The sequence below is a fragment of the Herbaspirillum sp. WTB6 genome (assembly GCF_057457785.1).
On record NZ_CP176522.1, the window covers coordinates 1,969,303 to 1,992,321 of the forward strand.

General features: G+C 62.7%; 18 protein-coding genes. 11 read left to right on the top strand and 7 right to left on the bottom strand.

Translation table 11 applies throughout. The annotated features are described in order from the left end of the window. Positions 1-6 precede the first annotated feature (6 nt). Together ACK2VC_RS09170 and ACK2VC_RS09175 are read right to left on the bottom strand one after the other, a co-directional pair. Positions 7-1,728, bottom strand: a complete 1,722-nt coding sequence (locus ACK2VC_RS09170) for a methyl-accepting chemotaxis protein (protein WP_486730034.1) — start codon at positions 1,726-1,728, stop codon at positions 7-9. 60 nt (positions 1,729-1,788) lie between these two features. After that, positions 1,789-2,262 (bottom strand): chemotaxis protein CheW, encoded by a 474-nt coding sequence (locus ACK2VC_RS09175; RefSeq protein WP_486730035.1) that lies wholly within the window; start codon positions 2,260-2,262, stop codon positions 1,789-1,791. Positions 2,263-2,582: 320 nt separating this feature from the next. Here ACK2VC_RS09175 and ACK2VC_RS09180 point away from each other — a divergent pair, with 320 nt between their 5' ends. Further along, a complete protein-coding gene (locus ACK2VC_RS09180) occupies positions 2,583-3,569 on the top strand; it encodes a LysR family transcriptional regulator (RefSeq protein ID WP_486730037.1) in 987 nt (328 codons plus the stop codon). 178 nt (positions 3,570-3,747) lie between these two features. Here the strand turns inward: ACK2VC_RS09180 and ACK2VC_RS09185 are convergent, their stop codons facing one another. The 3 genes from ACK2VC_RS09185 to ACK2VC_RS09195 all read right to left on the bottom strand — a co-directional run bounded on the left by ACK2VC_RS09185 (position 3,748) and on the right by ACK2VC_RS09195 (position 4,658). After that, positions 3,748-3,966 carry a hypothetical protein gene (locus tag ACK2VC_RS09185; RefSeq protein ID WP_486730038.1) on the bottom strand — a complete coding sequence of 73 codons (219 nt, stop codon included), beginning with the start codon at positions 3,964-3,966 and terminating at the stop codon, positions 3,748-3,750. 34 nt (positions 3,967-4,000) lie between these two features. After that, positions 4,001-4,318: a hypothetical protein gene (locus ACK2VC_RS09190; protein WP_486730039.1), complete on the bottom strand. Its 318-nt coding sequence runs from the start codon at positions 4,316-4,318 to the stop codon at positions 4,001-4,003. A gap of 61 nt (positions 4,319-4,379) precedes the next feature. Next, positions 4,380-4,658 (bottom strand): hypothetical protein, encoded by a 279-nt coding sequence (locus tag ACK2VC_RS09195; RefSeq protein WP_486730040.1) that lies wholly within the window; start codon positions 4,656-4,658, stop codon positions 4,380-4,382. Positions 4,659-4,802: 144 nt separating this feature from the next. Here ACK2VC_RS09195 and ACK2VC_RS09200 point away from each other — a divergent pair, with 144 nt between their 5' ends. After that, positions 4,803-5,753, top strand: a complete 951-nt coding sequence (locus tag ACK2VC_RS09200; RefSeq protein WP_486730041.1) for a LysR family transcriptional regulator — start codon at positions 4,803-4,805, stop codon at positions 5,751-5,753. A gap of 184 nt (positions 5,754-5,937) precedes the next feature. Next, positions 5,938-7,902 carry a PhoX family protein gene (locus tag ACK2VC_RS09205; RefSeq protein WP_486730042.1) on the top strand — a complete coding sequence of 655 codons (1,965 nt, stop codon included), beginning with the start codon at positions 5,938-5,940 and terminating at the stop codon, positions 7,900-7,902. Between the two features lie 180 nt (positions 7,903-8,082). Here ACK2VC_RS09205 and ACK2VC_RS09210 read toward each other — a convergent pair whose 3' ends face one another. After that, positions 8,083-8,541 (bottom strand): Lrp/AsnC ligand binding domain-containing protein, encoded by a 459-nt coding sequence (locus ACK2VC_RS09210; RefSeq protein ID WP_486730043.1) that lies wholly within the window; start codon positions 8,539-8,541, stop codon positions 8,083-8,085. A gap of 186 nt (positions 8,542-8,727) precedes the next feature. Between ACK2VC_RS09210 and putA the strand changes: the two genes are divergently transcribed. The 6 genes from putA to cydB all read left to right on the top strand — a co-directional run bounded on the left by putA (position 8,728) and on the right by cydB (position 18,449). Then, positions 8,728-12,459, top strand: coding sequence for a trifunctional transcriptional regulator/proline dehydrogenase/L-glutamate gamma-semialdehyde dehydrogenase (gene putA / locus ACK2VC_RS09215; protein ID WP_486730044.1), 3,732 nt, complete (start codon positions 8,728-8,730; stop codon positions 12,457-12,459). Positions 12,460-12,733: 274 nt separating this feature from the next. After that, positions 12,734-13,714 carry a TRAP transporter substrate-binding protein gene (locus ACK2VC_RS09220; protein WP_486730045.1) on the top strand — a complete coding sequence of 327 codons (981 nt, stop codon included), beginning with the start codon at positions 12,734-12,736 and terminating at the stop codon, positions 13,712-13,714. A gap of 123 nt (positions 13,715-13,837) precedes the next feature. Further along, positions 13,838-14,323 carry a TRAP transporter small permease gene (locus ACK2VC_RS09225; protein ID WP_486733208.1) on the top strand — a complete coding sequence of 162 codons (486 nt, stop codon included), beginning with the start codon at positions 13,838-13,840 and terminating at the stop codon, positions 14,321-14,323. A gap of 48 nt (positions 14,324-14,371) precedes the next feature. Beyond that, positions 14,372-15,649 carry a TRAP transporter large permease gene (locus ACK2VC_RS09230; protein WP_486730047.1) on the top strand — a complete coding sequence of 426 codons (1,278 nt, stop codon included), beginning with the start codon at positions 14,372-14,374 and terminating at the stop codon, positions 15,647-15,649. Positions 15,650-16,033: 384 nt separating this feature from the next. Continuing rightward, entirely contained in the window at positions 16,034-17,449 is a 1,416-nt protein-coding gene (locus ACK2VC_RS09235) for a cytochrome ubiquinol oxidase subunit I (protein ID WP_486730048.1), read from the top strand. After that, the gene (gene cydB, locus ACK2VC_RS09240) at positions 17,439-18,449 is read left to right on the top strand and encodes a cytochrome d ubiquinol oxidase subunit II (RefSeq protein ID WP_486730049.1); all 1,011 of its coding nucleotides are present in this window, start codon (positions 17,439-17,441) and stop codon (positions 18,447-18,449) included. The genes ACK2VC_RS09235 and cydB overlap by 11 nt, the downstream gene beginning before the upstream one ends. Positions 18,450-18,732: 283 nt before the next feature. On the opposite strand, the gene ACK2VC_RS09245 is transcribed toward cydB, so the two are convergent. Then, the gene (locus ACK2VC_RS09245) at positions 18,733-19,620 is read right to left on the bottom strand and encodes a LysR family transcriptional regulator (protein WP_486730050.1); all 888 of its coding nucleotides are present in this window, start codon (positions 19,618-19,620) and stop codon (positions 18,733-18,735) included. 167 nt (positions 19,621-19,787) lie between these two features. On the opposite strand from ACK2VC_RS09245, the gene ACK2VC_RS09250 reads away from it, so the two are divergent. Both ACK2VC_RS09250 and ACK2VC_RS09255 read left to right on the top strand, forming a co-directional pair. Beyond that, positions 19,788-21,308 (top strand): CoA-acylating methylmalonate-semialdehyde dehydrogenase, encoded by a 1,521-nt coding sequence (locus ACK2VC_RS09250; RefSeq protein ID WP_486730051.1) that lies wholly within the window; start codon positions 19,788-19,790, stop codon positions 21,306-21,308. 25 nt (positions 21,309-21,333) lie between these two features. Beyond that, complete coding sequence (locus ACK2VC_RS09255) at positions 21,334-22,965, top strand: GMC family oxidoreductase (RefSeq protein WP_486730052.1); 1,632 nt, start codon at positions 21,334-21,336, stop codon at positions 22,963-22,965. Positions 22,966-23,019 lie beyond the last annotated feature (54 nt).

Here is a 23,019-nt window from a genome sequence, read left to right on the forward strand (position 1 = left end):
GGCGACCTAAAACTCTTCCCACTCCTGACCCTTCGCCACCGGCGCCACCGCAGCCAGCCGGCGTGGCGGTGCGGGCGGCAGCGCGGAAGCAGCAGCAGCCTTCTTCATTTGCGATTTCTTCGGCTCGGACACGACGCGCGCGCCGGCAGTCGCCGGCGCCTGCATTTGCGCCCCATCCAGCCGGAACACCGCCACTACCTGCGCCAGCTTGCCAGCCTGTTCCTGCATCGCTTCCGAGGCCGCCGCCGCTTCTTCCACCAGCGCCGCGTTTTGCTGCGTGACCTGGTCCATTTGCGTGATTGCCTGGTTGATCTGTTCGATCCCCGAGGTCTGCTCCGCACTGGCTGCGGTGATTTCGCTCATGATGTCGGTGACCCGCTGGATGCTGTCGACGATTTCCTGCATCGTGGCGCCCGCTTCGTCCACCAGCTTGGCTCCCGAGTCGACCTTGTCGACCGAGTCGTCGATCAGGGTCTTGATTTCCTTGGCCGCGGCTGCACTGCGCTGCGCCAGGTTCCTGACTTCGGCAGCCACCACCGCGAATCCTCTTCCCTGTTCGCCGGCGCGCGCCGCTTCCACCGCCGCGTTCAACGCCAGGATGTTGGTCTGGAAGGCGATGCCGTCGATGACGCCGATGATGTCGACGATCTTTTTCGACGAGGCGTTGATCGAGCCCATCGTCTGCACCACTTGCGAGACCACCGTGCCCCCGCGGCTGGCCACTTCCGAGGCCGAGACTGCCAGTTGGTTGGCCTGGCGCGCGTTGTCGGCGTTTTGCTTGACGGTCGAGGTCAGTTCTTCCATCGAGGAGGCGGTTTCTTCCAGCGAGCTGGCTTGCTCTTCGGTGCGCGACGACAAGTCCTGGTTGCCGGCCGCGATCTGCCCCGAGGCGGTGGCGATGGTGTCGGTGCCGCTGCGTACTTCACCCACCACTTTCGCCAGGCTGTCGCGCATGCTTTTCATCGCGAACAACAGGCTGCTCCGGTCGTTGGCTTTGGTGTTGACTGCCACCGTCAGGTCGCCCGCCGCAATCTTGCCCGCTATCCCCGCCGCGTAGTTCGGTTCGCCGCCCAGTTGCTTCATCAGCCAGCGCGTCATCAGGAAGGCGGCGACGATGCCCAGCGCCAGGGCGGCGAGCAGCAGCCCGATGATCAAGCTGCGCGCCGTCTCGTACAGTGTATCGCCCGCCTCCGATGCCTGGATGCCGCCGTTCACATTGATCTGAGCCATTTTATCGATGCGTTCAATAAGTGCGTCATTCAGCTGCGACGACTCGCCGCGAATCGCGGCCCGCGCTTCCTCGTTCTTGTTTTCGCGGGACAGTGCGATGATCTTGTTGCCGTCGGCGGTGTACTGCCCCCACAGCTTGACGAATTCATCGTTAAGAGCTTTTTCTTCGGAGCTGGAAATCAGCTTGGAATAGATTTCCTGGTTTTTGGCCAAGGTAGCCGCCGCTTCGTTCCGCCGGCTTTCGTATCTGGCCATTTCGGCCTCTTCGGTGGATAGGATATGCTGCAGCGTCTGCGACCGGTAGCGCGCCAGGCTGGCCTTCATTTCCAGCGCCGCGCGCGAGGCCGGCATCCAGTTGTCGGCGATATCGGTCGAGCTGGCATTGACCTTCGCCAACTGGATGATCGAGAAAACACCGAGGATCAAGGTCAATACGAGTACGGCGGCGAAGGAAAGCGCCAGCTTGGTGGCGAGTCGCATGTCATGTAACCAGTTCACGGGTCTGCTCCTGAAAAGAGTGTTTGATGGCCGGGTGCGGCCGTGTATTGGCAGGCCGGCTCAAGCGGCCAGCTTGTCGATCAGGCCGATTTCTTTGCTGGACATCAGGCGGTCGATATCGACCAGGATCACCATCCGCTGATCGAGCGTTCCGAGGCCGATCAGGTAGCCGGTATCGACGACGGTGCCCATTTCCGGTGCCGGCTTGATCTGCTCCGGCGTCAGGGTAATCACGTCCGAGACGCTGTCGACCACCATGCCGACCACCCGTCCACCGATATTGAGCACGATGACGACCGTGAGCTGGTCATAGGCTGGCTGGCCCAGATTGAACTTGATGCGCATGTCGATGATCGGCACGATGCTGCCACGCAGATTGACCACGCCCTTGATGAAGTCGGGCGCATTGGCGATGCGGGTGACGGCGTCATAACCGCGAATTTCCTGCACCTTCAGGATGTTGACGCCGTACTCTTCCCCGCCCAGCCTGAATGCCAGCGCTTCGATTCCTTCGCACCGCTGCTGATTGTCCATTTCCCGTCCCCCATTTTCGGTATGAGCATGCCAGCGACGCACCGGGCGGATTGCGTCGCCGGGCCTGTGCATTCAGGAAATCCTGCAAACTTCGCCATTTGGTGCCGAAACAGAACAGTGCCTACTACAGCGGGCGGCGCGAATGGACAGGTAAAATTTCCAGAAAGCAATGGTCATAATGTAGACCGTTTCATCTACTCCCGGAACCCATCGGATTTGCAAAAAACTATTACTAAAATGGAAAAATAGATGGCTTATCAAGCGTTTCCATAACCCGCATAATCGGCCGACCCAAAAAAGACTATTTCGAAAATGAAACAATGAACCGGTTCGAGGGCTTGATCGAATTCATGGCGGTGATCGAAACCGGATCGTTTTCCAGCGCGGCGCGCAAGCTCGGTGCTTCGGTCGCGCATGTCAGCCGTCACGTGGCAGGGCTGGAGACACGGCTGGGAACGAAGCTGTTTGCCCGCACCACTCGGCGGGTAAGGCCGACCGTGGCCGGCGAACAGCTGGCGAGCCGGAGCCTGCCGTTGCTCGAAGAACTGGAGCGGATACAGGATGGCGTGCTGGCGGCGACCGAGTCGCTCGAAGGCTCGATCCGATTCAGCATGGCCGGCGCGTTCGTCGTGCGCCAGGTGTTGCCGCAACTGGCAAATTTCTGCGCCGCGCACCCCAGGGTGCGCATCGAGGTCGACCTGTCGGGCCAAAAGGTCGATCTGCTCGATGGCTGGTTCGATTTCGCGCTGCGCATGGCACCGCTGGAAAACAGCAATGCGCTGGTCGCGCGGCGCTTCGCGGAAATGCCGATGGTGACGGTGGCCAGCGCAGGCCTGATCGAACGGCTGGAAAACGAGGCCGGTACCCCGCTCTCGCCGCTGACGCTTCAGGAAAACCTTTGCCTGTCGTTCGCAGGCCGGCCATGGCGGTTTTGCCGCAGCGGGCAGGAGGCCGTAATCGAACCTGCAGGCCCTCTTTGCAGCAACAGCGCCGAGATCCTGATCCAGGCGGCACTGCTGGGGCTGGGCGTGATCCACGTCCCGGCCTGCGACTTGCTCGAAACCGGCTGGACGCACCGCCTGGTACCGCTCTTCAAGGAATGGCACAGCGCGGATTCGGCGGCGCTCAACATCGTGTATGCGCGCAACCGCTTCATGCCTTCGCGCGTCCGGCTACTGATCAATTATTTGTTGTCCCATACCTTTTCCGCAGAAGATGGCGCCGCCCGATTGCCGGCAGACGAGGGCGCGCCCGAGATGCCCGGCCTGTGGCCCAAGCCGAAATCACCGCGCCTGGCAAGGGTCTGACAGGTCGTCGCGACCGGTCAAATCGTTTGCGCCGCCGCGGCAACGCTGATCCGGCCGCGCTTGCCCTTCGTCACAGCACGACCTTGCCCGCGACACGCCGCCAAAAAAAACCCCGCCGGGGCTGTACCGGGCGGGGCTAAATCCTTCCTTGGGAGGGAGGAGGAGACACGGTTACGCGTCAGCGGCGGATCGGATCGCCGTGCGGCTTGCGCCGCGGCGCCAGGCCGTTGACAGCAGTGGCACGCGCCGAGACGGCTGCAATGTCATTCAGGGCAAGGCCGCGGATTGTTTCATGCGCCAGCGACCACCCGTTCCGGCGAACCGCTTCCTGCGGGCTCAGTTTCGGGGCAACGCAGCCGGGAACGACGGCGATCGGCGGGTTATAAGCGTTCAGCATGATAAAAATTCTCCTGCCGGTAGATGCTGCAGTGTCAGTCGCGCGAAGCCAGCGCGCGCAATTCGGCGGCCTGGTTCGGCTGCGATTGTTCAACATGCCGCGCCAAACCGTTGAGCAGCAGCATGTCGCGCAATTTCTGCGCGGCGCTGCGCTGTGCCAGGCTTTGGCGCGGGCGCAGTACCAGGATAGCCGCCTGCAAAAGTCCGATCAGCAGGGGCTTGAACAGCACCAGCAAGCCGGCGGTCGCGCCCAAGCCGAGCAACGGCCGCGAAAAGCGGGCGGCGGTGACAACCGCAGTTTCCGCCAGCGGCAGTGCTGCTTCCACGGGAAACGCGAGAGCCCAGATGGACATGATATTTTCCTGGTTGACGACTATTTATGCTGCAATGCCACACGAGTGGCTTTGGCTTGCTTCAGCGGTTTGCCGCCAAGTAACGCAATTCGGCGGCAAGGTTCGGCATCGAACCTTCCACGTCGCGCGCCATGTCGTTCAACGCCAGTACCGCGCGCAGCTTCTGACGCCGGCTCAATTGCCGTTCCACCTGTGCCGGTTTGCGCGCCAACAGGGCGCCCAGCAACAGGCGGGCGGCGTACCCCAAGTTGTCGGCATAGGCTTGCAGGGTGGTAATTTGGTGGCCGCGAACGACGTTATTGGCAGCATGGTTGGCGGCAGCGTAAGCGAAGTTGGACATGATATTTCCCTCTCGAAAAAGCTGTTTTGTTGCAGTGCAGTATAGGCTTTCCATGCGAGATATCCAATTTTGTTGCACCATACCTATTATGCTTTTTATGAATATCACTTTTGACCGGCAACGCCGACCCGATAGGCCCCCTCCATGAGCTTTGTGAATCTCGATTTGAATCTGCTGCGCGTATTCGACGCGGTGATGACCGAGCAAAATCTGACGCGCGCCGCCAGCCTGTTGGCGATGACGCAGCCGGCGGTGTCGAACGCCTTGCGCCGGCTGCGCGACGCGCTGGGCGACGAGTTGATGATTCGCACCGCGCATGGCATGCGGCCGACGGCGCGCGCCGAAGAACTGTGGCCGACGGTACGGCGCGCCTTGTCGGAACTGGAGGCCGCGATCACGCCGGGGACCTTCGACGTCTCGAAGACCCACGCAATCTTCCGCATGGCGATGGCCGATTCGACCGCGGCGCTGTGGCTGCCGTCGCTGGTGCGCTCGATCGAACGCGAGGCGCCGCACATGAGCGTGCGCATGGTGACCTTGATGACGCGCGATCCGCGACCGATGCTGCTGGGCGGCGAGATCGACCTGGCGATCGGATTTTTCCCGGGCGTGGCGGCCCAACTGGCAGCCTCGCGCAACACGCCGATCCGGCATGAACGGCTATATACCGGCCAGTACGTGTGCGTGATGCGCAGGCACCATCCGCTGGCCGGCGTCGAGCTGACGCTGGACAATTATTGCGCCGCCAATCACCTGATGGTGAGCTCTTCGGGACGCGCCCAGAGCCTGGTGGACAAGGCGCTGCTGGAACTGAACCGGGAGCGGCGGGTCCTCTTGATCGTCAACCAGTTCATCACCGCGGGCCGCGTGGTCGCCAATTCCGACCTGATCACCGTGCTGCCGCGCCATCTGATCGCCTCGACCGGCATGACCGATGCCCTGATTTCGAAGGAATTGCCGTTCCCGATGCCGGAAGTCAACGTCGACATGCTGTGGCACGAGCGCGACGCCCGCAGCCCGGCGCACAAATGGCTGCGCGAGCACATGTCGGCCATGCAAAGCAACCCCTACAGCAAGGTCCCGGCGGACGATTGACGGCTCGTATTCGAGCCGGGTACGCCATCGTCATCAGTCATTTTCCTGACATCTTGCAGTCACTCCTCGGTCACATACGCTGACTAGGATGCAGGCACCCAGCGCGCACCGCGCCGCCCAACTGGCGCGCGGCAGGCGCGGGCCACCTGCTTTCCTTTTGTCCGCTTACTGCAGAAAGACCGACATGACCCAAGCCCTTGATCCCGTGCGCCGCCGCGCCCTCAAATTCCTGTCCGGCGTACCGCTGTTGCCGGTTGCCGCGCTGGGCAGCAGCTCGCTGCTGGCTGCTTGCGGCGGCGGCAGCGATGCCGCTCCGGCGGCGGCGGGCTTCGTATCCGCCAAGTTCTCCTCGATGGCGGCGCCCAGCCTCGCCAATCCCGGCGCGATGGCCACCACCACGGTCGACTCGACGCTCGACATCCTGCTGTCTGACGGCAAGACCCAGAGCTACAAGCTGGCCTACCAGCCGTTCTTCATCACCGGCGACCTGGTGGCCGACGGCAAGGGCGGCAAGGTCCTGGCAGGCGGCTATTACGACATCAACAACCAGCCGATCATGGACAACACGGTGGCCGGCAAGGAGCGCCATTACTTCAGCGATTCGCCGGACGGCACTTCGCTGCTGAAGATCGAGGGCGCCAAGGTGAACGGCGTCAAGGGCAATACCGTGTTCGCGGTGGTGCAGTTCGAATACGCGACCTATGCCCAGGACGGCAAAACCAAGATGTACGGCAAGCTGCCGTCGCCGATCGCGGTGCTCACGCTCGACCAGGACCCGGACAGCGGCCGCCTGTCGCTGGTGAAGTACCACAACGTCGACACCAGCGGCGTCAACGGCCTGTGGATCACCTGCGGCGCCAGCCTGTCGCCCTGGGGCACGCATTTGTCGTCGGAAGAATACGAGCCGGACGCCTTCGCCGAACGCGCCAGCAACTTCATGAACGACTTCAGCCAGAACCTGTATGGCAATCCGGCCACCGCCAATCCCTACCACTACGGCCACATGCCGGAAGTGATCGTCAACGCCGACGGCAGCGCCAGCATCAAGAAGCACTATTGCATGGGCCGCATCTCGCACGAGCTGGTGCAGGTGATGCCGGACAACCGCACCGCGTTCATGGGCGACGACGCCACCAACTCCGGCTATTTCGTATTCGTCGCCGATAAGGAAAAGGATTTGTCGTCCGGTTCGCTGTACGTGGCCAAGGTCGGCGCCGGCTTCTCGATCGACCCGGCCGCCGCCGCCGCACCGCTGACCTGGATCAAGCTCGGCGCCGCCACCAGCGCCGAAATCCGCGCGCTGGTAGACGGCGGCATCAAACCGACCGACATCCTGGACGTGCAGGCTTACAAGGATGACGTCACCACGCCGCAGCCAAGCCCCGAGCATCGCAAGGTGGTCGCCAACGGCAAGACCGAGTGGATCAAGGTCATCAATGAAAAAGCCGCGGCGTTCCTGGAAACCCACCGCTACGCCGGCTATGTCGGCGCCAGCATGGGTTTCTCGAAGATGGAAGGCACCACCGTCAACGTCAAGGACAAGGTGGCTTATTCGGCGCTGCAGAACGTCCAGGCGTCCATGGTCGCCGGCGACAAGGCGAACGTGCCCGGCAACGGCATTTCAGTCAATAAGGAACTGAAGGCCGGCGCCGTGATGGCGCTCAATCTGAAGGGCGGCCAGAAGGACGACAAGGGCGCGGCCATCAACAGCGACTGGATGCCGGTCGACACCAGGGCGCTGATCACCGGCGAAGACATCGCCGCCGATGCGCTGGGCAACACCGCCAACCCGGACAAGATCGCCAATCCGGACAACCTGAAATTCTCCGAGAAGATGCGCACCCTGTTCATCGGCGAGGACAGCGGCCAGCACGTCAACAACTTCCTGTGGGCCTACAACATCGACACCAAGCAGCTCGCCCGCGTGATGTCGATCCCGGCCGGCGGCGAATCGACCGGCCTGCACGCGGTCGATGAAATCAACGGCTGGACCTACATCATGAACAACTTCCAGCACGCCGGCGACTGGGGCGGCATCCATGGCAAGGTCAAGGACCAGCTCGATCCACTGATCAAGGCCAACTACAAGGACAAGTTCGGCGCCGCGGTCGGCTACCTGACCGCCGACCTCAAAGGCATCAAGATGTAAGTGGTCGATGCAACATGGCTGGCACGGCGGCTGCCGTGCTGCTTGCCGGAGACGACGGCCCGCCACTGGCGGGCCGTTTGTTTTGGTGGCGGCGTTCGGCGTCACCACGGGAGTATGTTATAAAAACATTTACCATACACCCGGAATGAGGGTGCAACACCTGGAGTATATGGGCAGCAGCTAACGGATCACGAGCTTGGTGGTACTTTTGACTTCTTCCATCACCGCATAGGTATGCGTTTCGCGCACGCCTTTCAGTTGCAGCAGCGACTTGCCGAGAAACTCGCGGTAGGCGTTCATGTCCTTCACCCGCGCCTTGACTAGGTAGTCGAAACCGCCCGCCACCAGATGGCATTCCTGGATTTCCGGGATGGTCTGCACGCTGCGCTTGAAGGCATCGAACACTTCGGGCGTGGTGCGTTCCAGGATCACCTCGATAAAGACCAGCAGCGACACGTCCAGCAAATGCGGATTCAGTTGCGCGCTATAACCGAGGATGTAGCCAGCTTCGTGCAGCTTGCGCACGCGCTCGAGGCAGGCGGCGGGCGACAGGTTGACGCGCGCCGACAAGTCGACATTGCTGATGCGGCCATCGGTTTGCAGTTCGTCCAGAATTTTCTTGCTGATCTTGTCGAGCATTGCCACCCTCGGAAAACTTTATTCGGCGAAATTTTCGCACCTATAACAAAATTTGGATAGTGCGGTGCAATACCAGAATAAATCTATCCGCTTCGTCGATACAATCAAAATATCCGCAAATCAGAAGCATCTGCGCCGATTTCCCGTTCAGCCCGCCCGCTGGATCATCCATTTCGAGAAACTCCCATGTCCGACCCGCACCGCCAGAGTACCAAATCCGTGTCAGGCCCGCGACCCGCTGGCGCGCCCGAGGTGCCATTCGCCGCCTTCGACCACGAAGTGGAGCGCGCCGCCAGCCCGGCGCGCGCCGCCGTCACCGGCGCCTATCGGCGCGACGAACAAGACGCGGTGCGGTGGCTGCAAAGCCAGTTTCAGCGCGACCCGGCGCAGACCGGCGCCGCCCGTACGCTGGCGCAAAAGCTGGTGCAGGCGGTACGCGAAAAACGCAGCCGCGCCTCCGGCGTCGATGCGCTGATGCACGAATTTTCGCTGTCGTCGGAAGAGGGCGTGGCGCTGATGTGCCTGGCCGAGGCGCTGTTGCGGATTCCCGACCACCAGACCGCCGACCGCCTGATCGCCGACAAGATCAGCCGCGGCGACTGGCGTAAGCATCTGGGCGAATCGCCGTCGCTGTTCGTCAACGCCGCCACCTGGGGCCTGTTGATTACCGGCAAGCTGGTTGGCACCAGCAGCGAGCAGGGGCTGGGCGCGGCCTTGAACAAGCTGATCGCCAAGGGCGGCGAGCCGCTGATCCGCAAGGGCGTCGACCTGGCGATGCGCATGCTGGGCAACCAGTTCGTCACCGGCCAGACCATCGAGGAAGCGCTGGCCAACAGCCGCGACAATGAAAAGCGCGGCTACCGCTATTCGTACGACATGCTGGGCGAGGCGGCGCTGACCGCGGAAGACGCGGCGCGCTACTACGCCGATTATGAACACGCGATCCACGCCATCGGCCGCGCTTCGAATGGGCGCGGGATCCAGGACGGCCCCGGCATCTCGGTCAAGCTGTCGGCACTGCATCCGCGCTATAGCCGGGCCCAGCGCGCGCGCGTTTTGGCCGAGCTGCTGCCGCGCCTGAAGGCATTGCTGCTGCTGGCCAAGCAGTACCAGATCGGTCTCAACATCGACGCCGAGGAAGCCGACCGGCTGGAGCTGTCGCTGGACCTGATGGAAGCACTAGCTTTTGATCCTTCCCTGGCCGGCTTCGACGGCATCGGCTTCGTGGTGCAGGCTTACCAGAAGCGCTGCCCGTTCGTGATCGACTACCTGGCCGACCTGGCGCAGAGAAGCGGCCGCAAGTTCATGCTGCGGCTGGTAAAGGGTGCCTACTGGGACAGCGAGATCAAGCGTGCGCAGGAAGGCGGCATGCCGGGCTACCCGGTCTACACGCGCAAGGTGCATACCGATGTGTCCTACCTGGTGTGCGCGCAAAAGCTGCTCGGCCTGACCGATCGCATCTATCCGCAATTCGCCACCCACAATGCGCAAACCCTGGCCACGATCTACACGCTGGCGGCGGCACGCGGCATCGGCGACTATGAATTCCAGTGCCTGCACGGCATGGGCGAAGCGCTGTACGACCAGGTGGTGGGCGCCGCCAACCTCGATCGGCCGTGCCGCATCTACGCCCCGGTCGGCTCGCACCAGACGCTCTTGGCCTACCTGGTGCGGCGCCTGCTGGAAAACGGCGCCAATTCCTCGTTCGTCAATCAGATTGTCGATGAAACGGTGCCGATCGAGGCGCTGATCGCCGACCCGTTCGAGCTGGTGCAACAGCAGGGCATCAGCCCGCATCCGCAGATTCCGCTGGCGGCCGACCTGTACGGCGCCGAACGGAAAAACTCGGCCGGACTCGATTTCAGCAACGAAGACCAGTTGCGCCTGTTGAACGCGGAATTCGCCGCCTTCGGCCAGCGCCAGTGGCAGGCCGCGCCGCTGATCGCGGGACCGGCGTCGACCCCGGTCGGCTCCCCGCAGCCGCTGCACAATCCGGCCGACCGCCGCGACGTGGTCGGCAGCGTGCGCGAAGCCAGCGACGACGAGGTGGAAGCAGCCCTGGAGGCGGCACAACAGGCAGCGCCCGGCTGGCAGCAACAGCCGCCCGCCGAACGCGCCACCATCCTGCAGCGCGGCGCCGACCTGTTCGAAGTGCATCGCGCCGAACTGATGGCGTTGGCGGTGCGCGAAGCCGGCAAGTCGCTGCCGAACGCATTGGCCGAAGTGCGCGAAGCGGTCGATTTCCTGCGCTACTACGCGGCGCAGATCCTGCCGGAAGCGAACGCGCCGGCGCTGGGCGTGGTGACCTGCATCAGCCCCTGGAACTTCCCGCTGGCGATCTTCACCGGCCAGGTGAGTGCCGCGGTGGCGGCCGGCAATGCGGTGCTGGCCAAGCCGGCCGAGCAAACGCCGTTGATCGCGCAGCGCGCGGTGCAATTGCTGCACGAGGCCGGCGTGCCGCGCGCGGTGCTGCAATTCCTGCCGGGGCGCGGCGAGACGGTGGGCGCGGCGCTGGTGGCCGACGCCCGCGTGGCGGGCGTGATCTTTACCGGCTCGACCGAAGTGGCGCAGATCATCAACCGCACGCTGGCACAGCGCTCGGCGGCAGAATCCGGCGATATTCCGCTGGTGGCCGAAACCGGCGGCCAGAATGCGCTGATCGTCGATTCCTCGGCCTTGCCGGAGCAGGTGGTGCAGGACGTGCTGACCTCGGCCTTCGATTCCGCCGGCCAGCGCTGCTCGGCCTTGCGCGTGCTGTGCCTGCAGGCCGACATCGCCGACAAGACGCTGACAATGCTGAAAGGGGCGATGCGGGAGCTAGTGGTCGGCAATCCGGACCGGCTGGCGACCGACATCGGCCCGGTGATCGATGCCGAAGCGCAGCAAAAGCTGCTGCGCCACATCGAACAGATGGCCGACAACGGGCGCGCGCCGTACCAGTTGCCGCTGCCGGATGGCGCCGGCCACGGCACCTTCGTGGCGCCGACCGTGATCGAAATCGAGTCGCTGGCGGAACTGCAGCAGGAAGTGTTCGGCCCGGTGCTGCATGTGCTGCGCTATCGGCGCGAGCAGTTGCCGCAACTGGTGGAACAGATCAATGGCAGCGGCTACGGCCTGACGCTCGGGATTCATTCGCGCATCGACGAAAGCATCGATTTCATCAGCAGCCAGGCGCACGTCGGCAACATCTACGTCAACCGCAACATCGTCGGCGCCGTGGTCGGGGTGCAGCCATTCGGCGGCGAAGGCAAGTCCGGCACCGGCCCGAAAGCCGGCGGCCCGCTGTACCTGAAACGGCTGCAGCGGCAGCCGACGGTCAGCCTCGGCGCCCACACCATCCACGCCGCAGCCCGCCCGCGCGGTGCGCAATCGCCGACGCCGGCGCTTGATGCGCTGCTAACCTGGGCCCAGACTCACGGCCACCAGCGCTTCGCCGCGCTGGCCGAGCAATACGCGCACGGCACGCTGCTTGGCACCACGCTGGTGTTGCCGGGTCCGACCGGCGAGCGCAATACCCTGTCGTTCGCGCCGCGCGGGCTGGTGCTGTGCGCGGCGACCAGCGTCAATGCCATGCTGAACCAGTTGGCGGCGGTGCTGGCCAGCGGTAACCGCGCCGCGGTCGCCGCCCGCAGCGCGGCGCTGATTCCGCTCGGCGCCCCGGCTGCGGTGCGCGAACGCATCGACTTGCTGGACGAGGCCGCGCTGGAGGCGGCGCCGCTGGCGCTGGCCTTGCTCGAGCATGGCGCCGACGCGGCGTGGCGCGCGCGGCTGGCGGCCCGGCCCGGCGCACTGGTGACGGTGGTCGAAACCGTTGCCGACGCGCCGATCCCATTGTGGCGGCTGGTGGCGGAACGGGCACTGTGCATCAACACCACGGCGGCCGGCGGCAATGCCAGCCTGATGACGCTGGGCGGCTGAGGCGCCGCCAGCGCACCCATATGGTCCCCCCCGTTCATTTGAACGGCAGGGTATGCCGTAATGACCCAGCGTTTGTGAACGGATTTAATTGATCTAAACAGGAGTATGTAAAGCACTCCGGTTGCCCCCCCCCGTTTCAGCAGCTGGGTTCAGCGTCGGCTTCACGGCAATATGCCGGCAATTTTTTTGTTTTCCCCAAGAAATATTACTCTTGGAATTGAAACGCGCGCGCAGTAATATCGTTGCTTTCCACACAACCGGACGGGCTTTCGATATGCGTAAAACTTCGTTTTCCAGGGTGATTCTGGCGCTGGCTTCGGCCGGCCTTTTCGTCGCGGCGCCGGCGCATGCCGACAAGACCTTGAAAATGGCCTACGCGCTGTCGACCAGTTCGCACTATGGCGCTGGCGGCGAGGCGTTTTCCAAGTCGATCGAGGCGAGCGCCGGCGGCAATTTCAAGATCCAGCAATTCCCGAACAGCGCCCTCGGCGGCGAGCGCGAAGTGATCGAGGGGTTGCAGCTCGGCACCATCGATCTGGCGATCGTCTCGACCGGCGCCACCCTGAATTTCGTGCCGAAAACCGGCGTGTTCGACATCCCCTTCCTGTTCCGCGATCTGGGCCATGCGCGCAAGGTGCTGGACGGCGAGATCGGCCAGAAGCTGCTGGCCGAATTTCCCAAGCGCGGCCTGGTGGCGCTGGCCTGGGGCGAACAGGGTTTCCGGCAACTGACCAATAACGTGCGGCCGGTGGCCAAGCCGGAAGATGCGAAGGGCCTGAAGGTCCGCACCACCGAGAACCCGATCCATATCGCCGCGTTCCGCCAGCTTGGCGTGCTGGCGACGCCGATGGCCTGGCCCGAAGTGGCCACGGCATTGCAGCAAGGCACCATTGACGGCCAGGAAAACCCGATGTCGGTGATCGTGTCGGCCAAATTGCCGCAGATGCAGAAATATCTGTCGCTGACCGCGCATGTGTACGGCCCGGCATTGATCCTGATCTCGCCGAATGTCTACGACAGCCTGTCGGCCGCCGACAAGGCGAAGTTCAAGAGCGCCGGCCAGCAGGCGGCGGCGGCGATGCGGAACTATGTCGATGCGGTGGAAAAGAGCGGCGTCGAGGAGGTCAAGAAGCAGGGCATGCAGGTCAATAGCGTTGACCATGCCGCCTTCGTCAAGGCGGTGGAGCCGGTCTACCCGCAATATTACAAGCAGTTCGGCAAGGATCTGGTAGAAGCGATCCGCAATACCAAGTAAGGCCAGCCGGCGCGCCATGCATGGCCGTCCCGGGGATGCCGGCGCCAGCCGGATCAATCCCCGGATGCGCCGCCCTCCGACATCCGATCTCCACCACCTGCCTGGGACCTGACCGTGGCCATCATCCGCTTGCTGGACCGTAGCCTGTTTCGCGTGGTTTCGCTACTGACTCAGTTGCTGCTGCTGTCAGCGGTAGCGGCCGGCTTCTACCAAGTGATCGCGCGCTTCATCCTGCAATCGCCCGCCGACTGGAGCGAAGCCTGGACCCGCTCGGCGCTGATCTGGACCGTGATGCTGGGGATCGTGCTGGCATTCCGGCATGGCGCGATGCTGAGCGTGGACATGCTGCACGGCTTTCTGGGCGTGCGCAACAAACGCCGCCTGGAGCATCTGATTCTGCTCGTCTGCGTTACGTTTCTCGGCTTTCTGGCCTGGGTCGGCGGCCAGATGACGTGGCGCGTACGCTTTCAAACCATGCCGAGCCTGGAAATTTCGATTTCATGGGTTTACGTGGCGATTCCGATCGGCTCGGCGCTGGCGATCCTGGCGGTGCTGGCGCACTGGTCCGAAGGCCCGCACCAAACGGCGATCGACGATACCGTGATCTGAGCCGCCGTTTCCATATTTCCCTCCCAAACCAATTTTCCGGGTGAGCGCATGCCGCAACTGATGGTTGTTTCGATGCTGCTGTTTTTCGCGGTGTCGGTGCCGATCGCCGTCTCGATCGGCCTGGCCGGCATGGCTGGCGTGGCCTACGACGGCAACATGACCTGGCTGGTGGTGGCACAACAAATCTACGCGTCGCTGGACAAATATCCGCTGGTGGCGGTGCCGTTCTTCATCCTGGCCGGCAACCTGATGGAAGCGGGCGGAATCTCCGAGCGGATGGTCGATTTCGCCAAGAGCGTGGTCGGCGGCTTTCAGGGCGGCCTGGCCTGCACCTGCGTGCTGACCTGCATGATTTTTGCGGCGGTGGCCGGCTCCAGCGTCGCCACCACCTTTGCGGTGGGTGCGATCCTGATTCCGGCCATGGTGCGGCACGGCTATCCGAAACCGTTTGCCGCCTCACTGCAGGCGAGCGCGGCGGAACTGGGCGTGATCATTCCGCCCTCAATCCCGATGATTCTGTTTGCGGTCGCCACCGATACCTCGGTGGGCGAACTGTTCATCGCCGGCATTGGGCCGGGCTTGCTGATCGGCGGCGCACTGATGCTGTATGTCTGGCTGTATGCGCGCCGCCATGGCTATGGAAAAACCGATGGCGAAGGGCGGCTGGCGCTGTGGCCGGCTTTCAAGCGGGCATGGCTGGCGCTGCTGATGCCGACCATCATCCTGGGCGGCATCTATGGCGGCATCTTCACGCCGACCGAAGCCTCGGCGGTGGCGGTGATCTATGCGCTGGTGGTCGGCATCTTCATCTATCGGCGGCTGACCCTGTCCAATCTGTCGAAGACGCTGCATCGCTCGGTGATTTCGACCGCGGTCATCATGTTCGTGATCGCCAATGCCGGCGTATTCGGCTTCCTGCTGAACCGGGCCGGCATTCCAGCCGCGCTGGGTGAGTGGCTGAGCCACATTTTCAGCAATAAATACACTTTTTTGCTGGGGGTGAACGCCGCCCTGTTTGTCATCGGCATGTTCATTGAAACCTCGGCCTCGATCGTGGTGCTGGCGCCGCTCCTGTTGCCGGTGGCGGTGCAGTTCGGCGTCGCACCAGCCCATTTCGGCGTGATCATGGTCGTCAACCTGGCGCTCGGCATGGTCACGCCGCCATTCGGGGTCAACCTGTTTGCCGCCTGCGATGTCGCCAAGCTGCCGATCGAACGGCTAGTGCGGCCGCTGTTGCCATTCGTCGGGGTCGTGCTGCTGTGCCTGATGCTAATTACCTACGTACCCCAGATCAGCCTGTTCTTCAAGGTTCTGGTTTATGGCTAAGGTGTGGATAAACCTGTGAATAAGCGGTGTACCGATTGAGGATAAATCGCCAACCAGAAAGGGCGAAACTTTTATCCAGAATCGACCTGGTGCCAATACCGCCATTATCCAGTCCTTATGAAAGCAGCAACCGCCTGATTTCCAAGGGATTCTGTCACTTACCCACAGGAAACGACTAGCTCTACTATTACTACTATTTGTATATGTAAATAGTTTTGTAAACCATACTCTTGCGCTTTCCGTGGTCGGAATCGAGTTCCGATTACCCGCTCTTGTCCCTGCTCAAGTTCCGCCGCATTTCTCCGCCTAATATCAATTCACCGCTGCAGCTTGCGCAGCGAGTTCATTGCATGACCACGCAATCGGCGACAAAGAGGCTGCGGCATGGATGCATTGTTGTTGTCCAGAATCCAGTTTGCCTGGGTGGTTGCGCTGCATATCCTGTTGCCGGCCTTCACGGTTGGTCTGTCTTGCTACATCGCCACACTGGAAGTGCGCTGGTGGATCACCAGGGATGAAGTGGTGGGAAGGCTATCGGCCTTCTGGATTCGCATTTTTGCGGTTTCGTTCGGCATGGGCGTGGTGTCCGGTATCGTGATGCCGTTCCAGTTCGGCACTAACTGGAGCCGCTTTTCCGATAGCACGTCGAACATCATCGGCGGCTTGCTGGGCTACGAAGTGCTAACCGCTTTTTTCCTGGAATCGGCATTCCTCGGCGTGCTGCTGTTCGGCCGCAAGCTGGTGCCGCGCTGGGCGCATGCCCTGTCCGGCGTGATGGTGGCGCTCGGCACCTTGCTGTCGTCGTTCTGGATCCTGGCGGTCAACAGTTGGATGCAGACCCCGGGCGGCTACCAATTCATCGATGGCCGCTTCTTCCCGACCGGCATGCTGGACGTGATCTTCACGCCTTCGCTTCCGTATCGGCTGATGCATACGGTAACGGCGTTCGTGATTACCACGGCGTTCGTGATCCTGGGAGTCGGCGCCTGGTATCTGCGACAGCGACGTTTTGCTGCCGAAAGCAGGATCATGATGCGCATGTCGCTGCTGTTTTTGATCATCATGGTGCCGATCCAGGTGGTCGTCGGCGACCTGCATGGGGTGAACACCTTGCATCATCAGCCGGCCAAGCTGGCGGCGATGGAAGGCTTGTGGCAAACGCAACGGGGGGCGCCGGCATCGCTGTTTGCCGTGCCGGATCAGGCCGCGGCAAAAAATCACTATGAAATTGCGATTCCGAAGCTGGCCAGCCTGTATCTGACGCACGACTGGAATGGGGAGGTACAGGGCTTGCAGGCGTTTCCGCGCGCCGACTGGCCGCCGGTCGCGATCGTCTATTTCGCCTTCCGCATCATGGTCGGCCTGGGCTTGCTGATGCTGGCGCTGGTAATTACCGGCCTGGTGCTGTGGCGCCGCGGCCGCCTGTTCGAAACCGGCTGGTATTTGCGACTCTGTACCTGGTGCATGCCGATCGGCTTCATTGCCGTGCTGGCCGGCTGGACCACCACCGAGGTCGGCCGCCAGCCCTGGGTGGTCTACGGCCTGATGCGCACTGCCGACGGCGTGACCCCATCGCTGACCGCACAGGATGTCTGGTTGTCGCTGGCAGCTTACGTAGTCAGCTACCTGGTGATTTTCGGCGGCGGCTTGGTGTTGCTGAAAAAACTAGTCCAGATCGGGCCTTCGGCCACCGCCGGCGACGCGACGCGTCTGCCTGCCTCGCATTCACCGCTGGCGGCCGCCGCCGAGGCGAGTAGTACCTCCCTGCCCCCGGTACCGGGAGCGCGCGATGCATCTTGATCTGGTGCCCTTGTGGGCTGGTATTTTGTCGCTGGCAGTGCTGATGTACGTACTGCTGGACGGTTTCGATCTCGGTGTCGGCATCCTGTTCCTGTTTCACAGGAACGAAGCCGACCGCCATCTGATGATGACCTCGGTGGCACCGGTCTGGGATTTCAACGAAACCTGGCTGATTCTGGGCGGCGGCGGCTTGCTGGCAGCATTTCCGCTGGCGTTCGCGGTGATCATGCCGGCGCTCTACTTCCCGATCCTGGTGATGCTGCTTGGTTTACTGTTTCGCGGCGTCGCCTTCGAGTTTCGCGACGTACCGGGCGCGCGCAAATGGGTATGGAGCGGCGCTTTCGGCTTCGGTTCGCTGATCGCCGCGTTTGCCCAGGGCGTGGTGCTGGGCAACTTCATCCAGGGCTTTCCAGTCAGCGGCCGGGTTTTTTCCGGCACCAGTTGGGACTGGATCGCACCGTTTCCGCTGTTGACCGGGCTTGGACTGGTGGTCGGCTACAGCTTGCTGGGCGCGACCTGGCTGTACATGAAAACCGAAGATGACTTGCAGCAATGGGCGCGGCAAAAATCCCGCTGGGGCTTGCTCGGGATTTTGCTGTTCATCCTGATGATCAGCATCTGGACGCCGCTGATGGATGCGCGCACTGCGGCACGCTGGTTCAGTTTTCCCAACCTGTTGTTCTTCTCGCCGGTACCGATCCTGACGGCGCTGCTGGCCTGGCTGCTGTGGCTTGCCTTGCGCAGGGAACGCCATGTGCTGCCATTCATCTGCGCGATGGGATTGTTCTTCCTGGCTTACACCGGCTTGATCATTTCTCTCTGGCCGTACGTCGCGCCGCCCTCCATCACGTTGCGCGACGCTGCCGCGGCACCGATGGCGCAGGAATTCCTGATGGTCGGCACGCTATTTTTGCTGCCGGTGATCCTTTTGTACGTGTTCTGGTCGTATTGGGTATTTCGCGGCAAGGTGCGATCGGACATCGGTTATGGCCATGTTTAACGACAGTACCTGGTTCATGGCGCTCGCATAACGAGTTTCCGGTTTTAATCCGTGTCTTACATATATAAAAATAGTAGTAATAGTAGTGTTCTCCATTTTTTGTGGATAACCCCGTAAACCTGTTTGAATTCAAAAACCTGTATACGGTATAAAAACCGGTATAAGGCCGGGATGATGCCGTATCGATTCTGGATAACAATTTTTCCGATCGGAAAATCCTTGCTTATCCGCAAAGCGTGCACCGTTTGTCCCCAGCCTTATCCACAGCCTGCGGCAAGCCGCTTCAGCTTGACCACAGCGCGGACATGATCGCCAGCACGGCGGCGATCTCCGGTTCGTTGCAGCGTCGTTTCAAGGTGATGAACGACAGCTCGGTATTCAGGCTGACCGTATCGGCGATCACCAGGCCGTGCGCATGCGCCTCGCGCAGCGCCACCGCTTCGCGCATCAGCGACAGGCCGACACCAGACTTCACCAGATCCAGCATCGACGATTCTTGATCCACCAGCGCCACCTTGTTGGGAGCGACCTTGTACTGGGCAAAGGTCTTGCTCAAGAGCCTGTTATGCGCCGATTGCGGTGGCGTCCAGATCCACGGCAGCCGTGCCAGCGCGCGCCAGTCGCGGCCGCTGACGCGGTTCTTCCAGCCGCGCGGCGCCACCACCAGGTAGGTGAACGGCGTCAGTGTCAGGCTGTGGAAATGGCGCGGCGGCCGTCCCAGATAATGGCCGACATCCAGGCTGCCGTTCTCGATTCGCAGCAGGACATCGCCCGACATGCTGTGCCGTAGCTGGGTGGAGAGTTGCGGATAGGTTTCCACCAGCTGTTTCAGGAAGGCGCCCAGGCGCGTGAATTCGGGATCGAGGATGGTGCCGATCGCCAGCGAGCCGGTCAGCGTGCCGGCGGCCCGCGCCCGCAACACTTGTGCCGATTGGGTCAATTCATGGATGCCGGCCAGCGTGCGTTCCGCCAACGGCAGCAGCTTGGCGCCGTCGTCGGTCAGCCGCATGCCGCTCGGGATGCGTGTGAACAGTTGCAGGTTCAACGCAGTTTGCAGCGCCTTGAGCTGCAGGCTGACCGCTGGCTGCGTTACGTGCAGCTGTTCGGCCGCGCGGGTCAGGTTGCCTTCGCGCGCCACCGCAACGAAAGCCCGCAGTTGAATCAGATCCATGCCGTAACCCTCGTGTCTCGAGAAAACAGCTTGCCCACCGCTTCGATGTCCAGATGCCAATGCCGCATCATTAGCGCCTCTTATAACGAAACCGATGATAACTCATTGGATTCCGCTCTTGGCCGCGGCTATGCTGCTAGCAAATCCATCAATCCGAAGGAATCATCATGACCAATTCCGCAACGCCCACCATCTCCCATTACATCAACGGCCGGCTGGTAACTCCTGCCAGCGGCCGCCAGCAACCGGTGTTCAACCCCGCCACCGGCGCCGTGGCGGCGCAGGTGGCGCTGGCCAGCGTCGACGAAGTGAATCAGGCAGTGGCCGCCGCCGCCGCCGCCGCCCCGGCATGGGCCGCGCTGGCACCGCTGAAGCGCGCGCGGGTACTGTTTCGCTTCAAGGAATTGATGGAACAGCAGCATGACGCGCTGGCGGCGGCAATCACACGCGAGCATGGCAAGGTGCTGTCCGACGCCCGCGGCGAAGTCACGCGCGGGCTGGAGGTGGTGGAATTCGCTTGCGGCGTGCCGCAACTGCTGAAGACGCAATTCACTGACAACATCGGCGGCGGCATCGACAACTGGAATTTGCGCCAGCCGCTGGGCGTCACCGCCGGCATCACGCCGTTCAATTTTCCGGTCATGGTGCCGCTGTGGATGGCGCCGCTGGCGATCGCCACCGGCAATACTTTCGTGCTGAAGCCATCCGAGCGCGACCCTTCGTCTTCGCTGTTGCTGGCCGATTTGTTCCGGCAAGCCGGCTTGCCGGACGGCGTGTTCAACGTGGTGCAAGGCGACAAGGTGGCGGTTGACGCCCTGCTGCAGCACCCGGACGTGAAGGCGGTCTCGTTCGTCGGCTCGACCCCGATCGCCGAATATGTCTACAGCGAAGGCAGCAAGCGTGCCGGCAAATACCCGTTGCGGGTGCAGGCGCTGGGCGGCGCCAAGAACCACCTGGTGGTGATGCCGGATGCCGACCTGGAGCAGGTGGTCGATGCCCTGATCGGTGCCGCCTACGGCTCGGCCGGCGAACGCTGCATGGCGATTTCGGTGGCAGTGGCGGTCGGCAGCGTGGCCGACCGGCTGGTGGAAGCGCTGATCCCGCGGGTCAAGGCGTTGAAGGTGAAGAACGGCATGGAAGCGGATGCCGAAATGGGGCCGCTGGTAAGCGGCCAGCACAAGGCCAGGGTCGAGGGCTATATCGAAGACGGCGTACAATCGGGCGCCAAGCTGCTGGTCGACGGCCGCGGCCTGGCGGTGCCGGGCCACGAACAGGGCTTCTTCATCGGTGGCAGCCTGTTCGACCATGTGACGCCGGACATGAAGATCTATCGCGAGGAAATCTTCGGGCCGGTGTTGGGGATCGTGCGGGTGCCGGATTTCGCGGCGGCGGTGGAATTGATCAACGACCATGAATTCGGCAACGGCGTGTCGCTGTTTACTGCCGACGGCAATACCGCGCGCGAATTTGGGCGCCGGATCGAAGTCGGCATGGTCGGCGTCAACGTACCGATCCCGGTGCCAATGGCATGGCATTCGTTCGGCGGCTGGAAGCGCTCGCTGTTCGGCGATACGTACGCGTACGGCGAAGAAGGGATTCGTTTTTACACGCGCTACAAGTCGATCATGCAGCGCTGGCCGCAGAGCATTGCCAAGGGCGCCGAATTCACCATGCCGGTGGCCAAGTAAAGTGAACCAAGCGAGGATCAGGCTCATGGGATCGGCAGGTAAATACGACTACATCATCATCGGCGCCGGCAGCGCCGGCTGCGTGCTGGCGAATCGCCTGACGCAGGACCCGGCGGTCAGCGTGCTGCTGATCGAGGCCGGGGCCAAGGACGACTACATCTGGATCCATATCCCGGTCGGCTACCTGTATTGCATCAATAACCCGCGCACCGACTGGTGCTACCGCACCGAGGCCGATCCCGGCCTGAACGGGCGCCAACTGATCTACCCGCGCGGCAAGGTGCTGGGAGGCTGCTCCTCGATCAACGGCATGATCTACATGCGCGGCCAGGCGCGCAACTATGACCGCTGGGCGCAACTGACCGGCGACGACGGTTGGAGCTGGGAGCAGGTGCTGCCGCTGTTCATCAAAAGCGAGGATCATCATGGCGGCGGCGACGCGTTTCACGGTGCCGGCGGCGAATGGCGGGTCGAACGGCAGCGCCTGTCGTGGCGCATCCTGGACGCGTTTCGCGAGGCGGCGGCGGAGGTCGGGATTCCCAAGGTCGCCGATTTCAACCAGGGCGATAATGAAGGCTGCAGCTATTTCGAGGTCAACCAGAAGCGCGGGATTCGCTGGAATACCGCCAAGGCGTTCCTGAAACCGGCGCTCGCGCGCGGTAACCTGACGGTCATGACCGGCAGCCAGGTGCGGCGCTTGCGCATCGAAAAAAACACTGCCGGCGTGCGCTGCAGCGGCGTCGAGTTCTTCGGCGACGGCCGCGAGTGGATGGCCGAATCGGCGTGCGAGACGATCCTGTCGGCCGGCTCGATCGGCAGCGTCCAGATCCTGCAGTTGTCGGGAATCGGGCCGGCGCCGTTGTTGCAGCAGCACGGCATTCCGGTGCTGCTGGATGCGCCCGGCGTCGGCGAAAACCTGCAGGATCACCTGCAGATACGGATGGCGTTCAAGGTGCGCGGCGCCAAGACCCTGAACACGATGGCCGGCAACTGGTTTGGCAAGATGAAGATCGGCGCCCAGTACGCGCTGTTCCAGAGCGGACCGATGGCGATGGCGCCGTCGCAATTGGGAGCGTTTGCGCGCTCCGACCCGAGCCAGCCGGCGCCGAACCTGGAATATCATGTGCAACCGCTGTCGCTGGATAAATTCGGCGATCCGCTGCATCCGTTTCCGGCGTTTACCGCCAGCGTCTGCAACCTGCAGCCGAGCGCGCGCGGCCATGTGCGGATCGCCTCCGGCGATTACCGGGCGGCGCCGAAGATCACCACCAACTACCTGTCGACGGCCGAAGACCGCAAGGTGGCTGCCGATTCCCTGCGATTGACGCGTAAAATCGTGGCGGCGCCGGCGCTGCAGAAATACGCGCCGGAAGAATTCATGCCGGGCCCGCAACTGCGCAGCGAGGAGGAGCTGGCGCACGCGGCCGGCAATATCGGCACCACCATCTTTCATCCGGTCGGCACCTGCAAGATGGGAGCGGCCGGCGATCCGACGGCGGTGGTGGACAGCCAGTTGCGGGTAAAGGGCGTGGCCGGACTGCGGGTGGTGGATGCCTCGGTGATGCCGCTGATCACCAGCGGCAACACCAATACGCCAACCATCATGATCGCCGAAAAGGCCGCCGGCCTGATCCGCGCGGCCCGCAACGCGCGCTAGCTGGCGCTTGAGAGAGTAGTATTTATACGTATTGCCCGGTTGCGGATACACTGT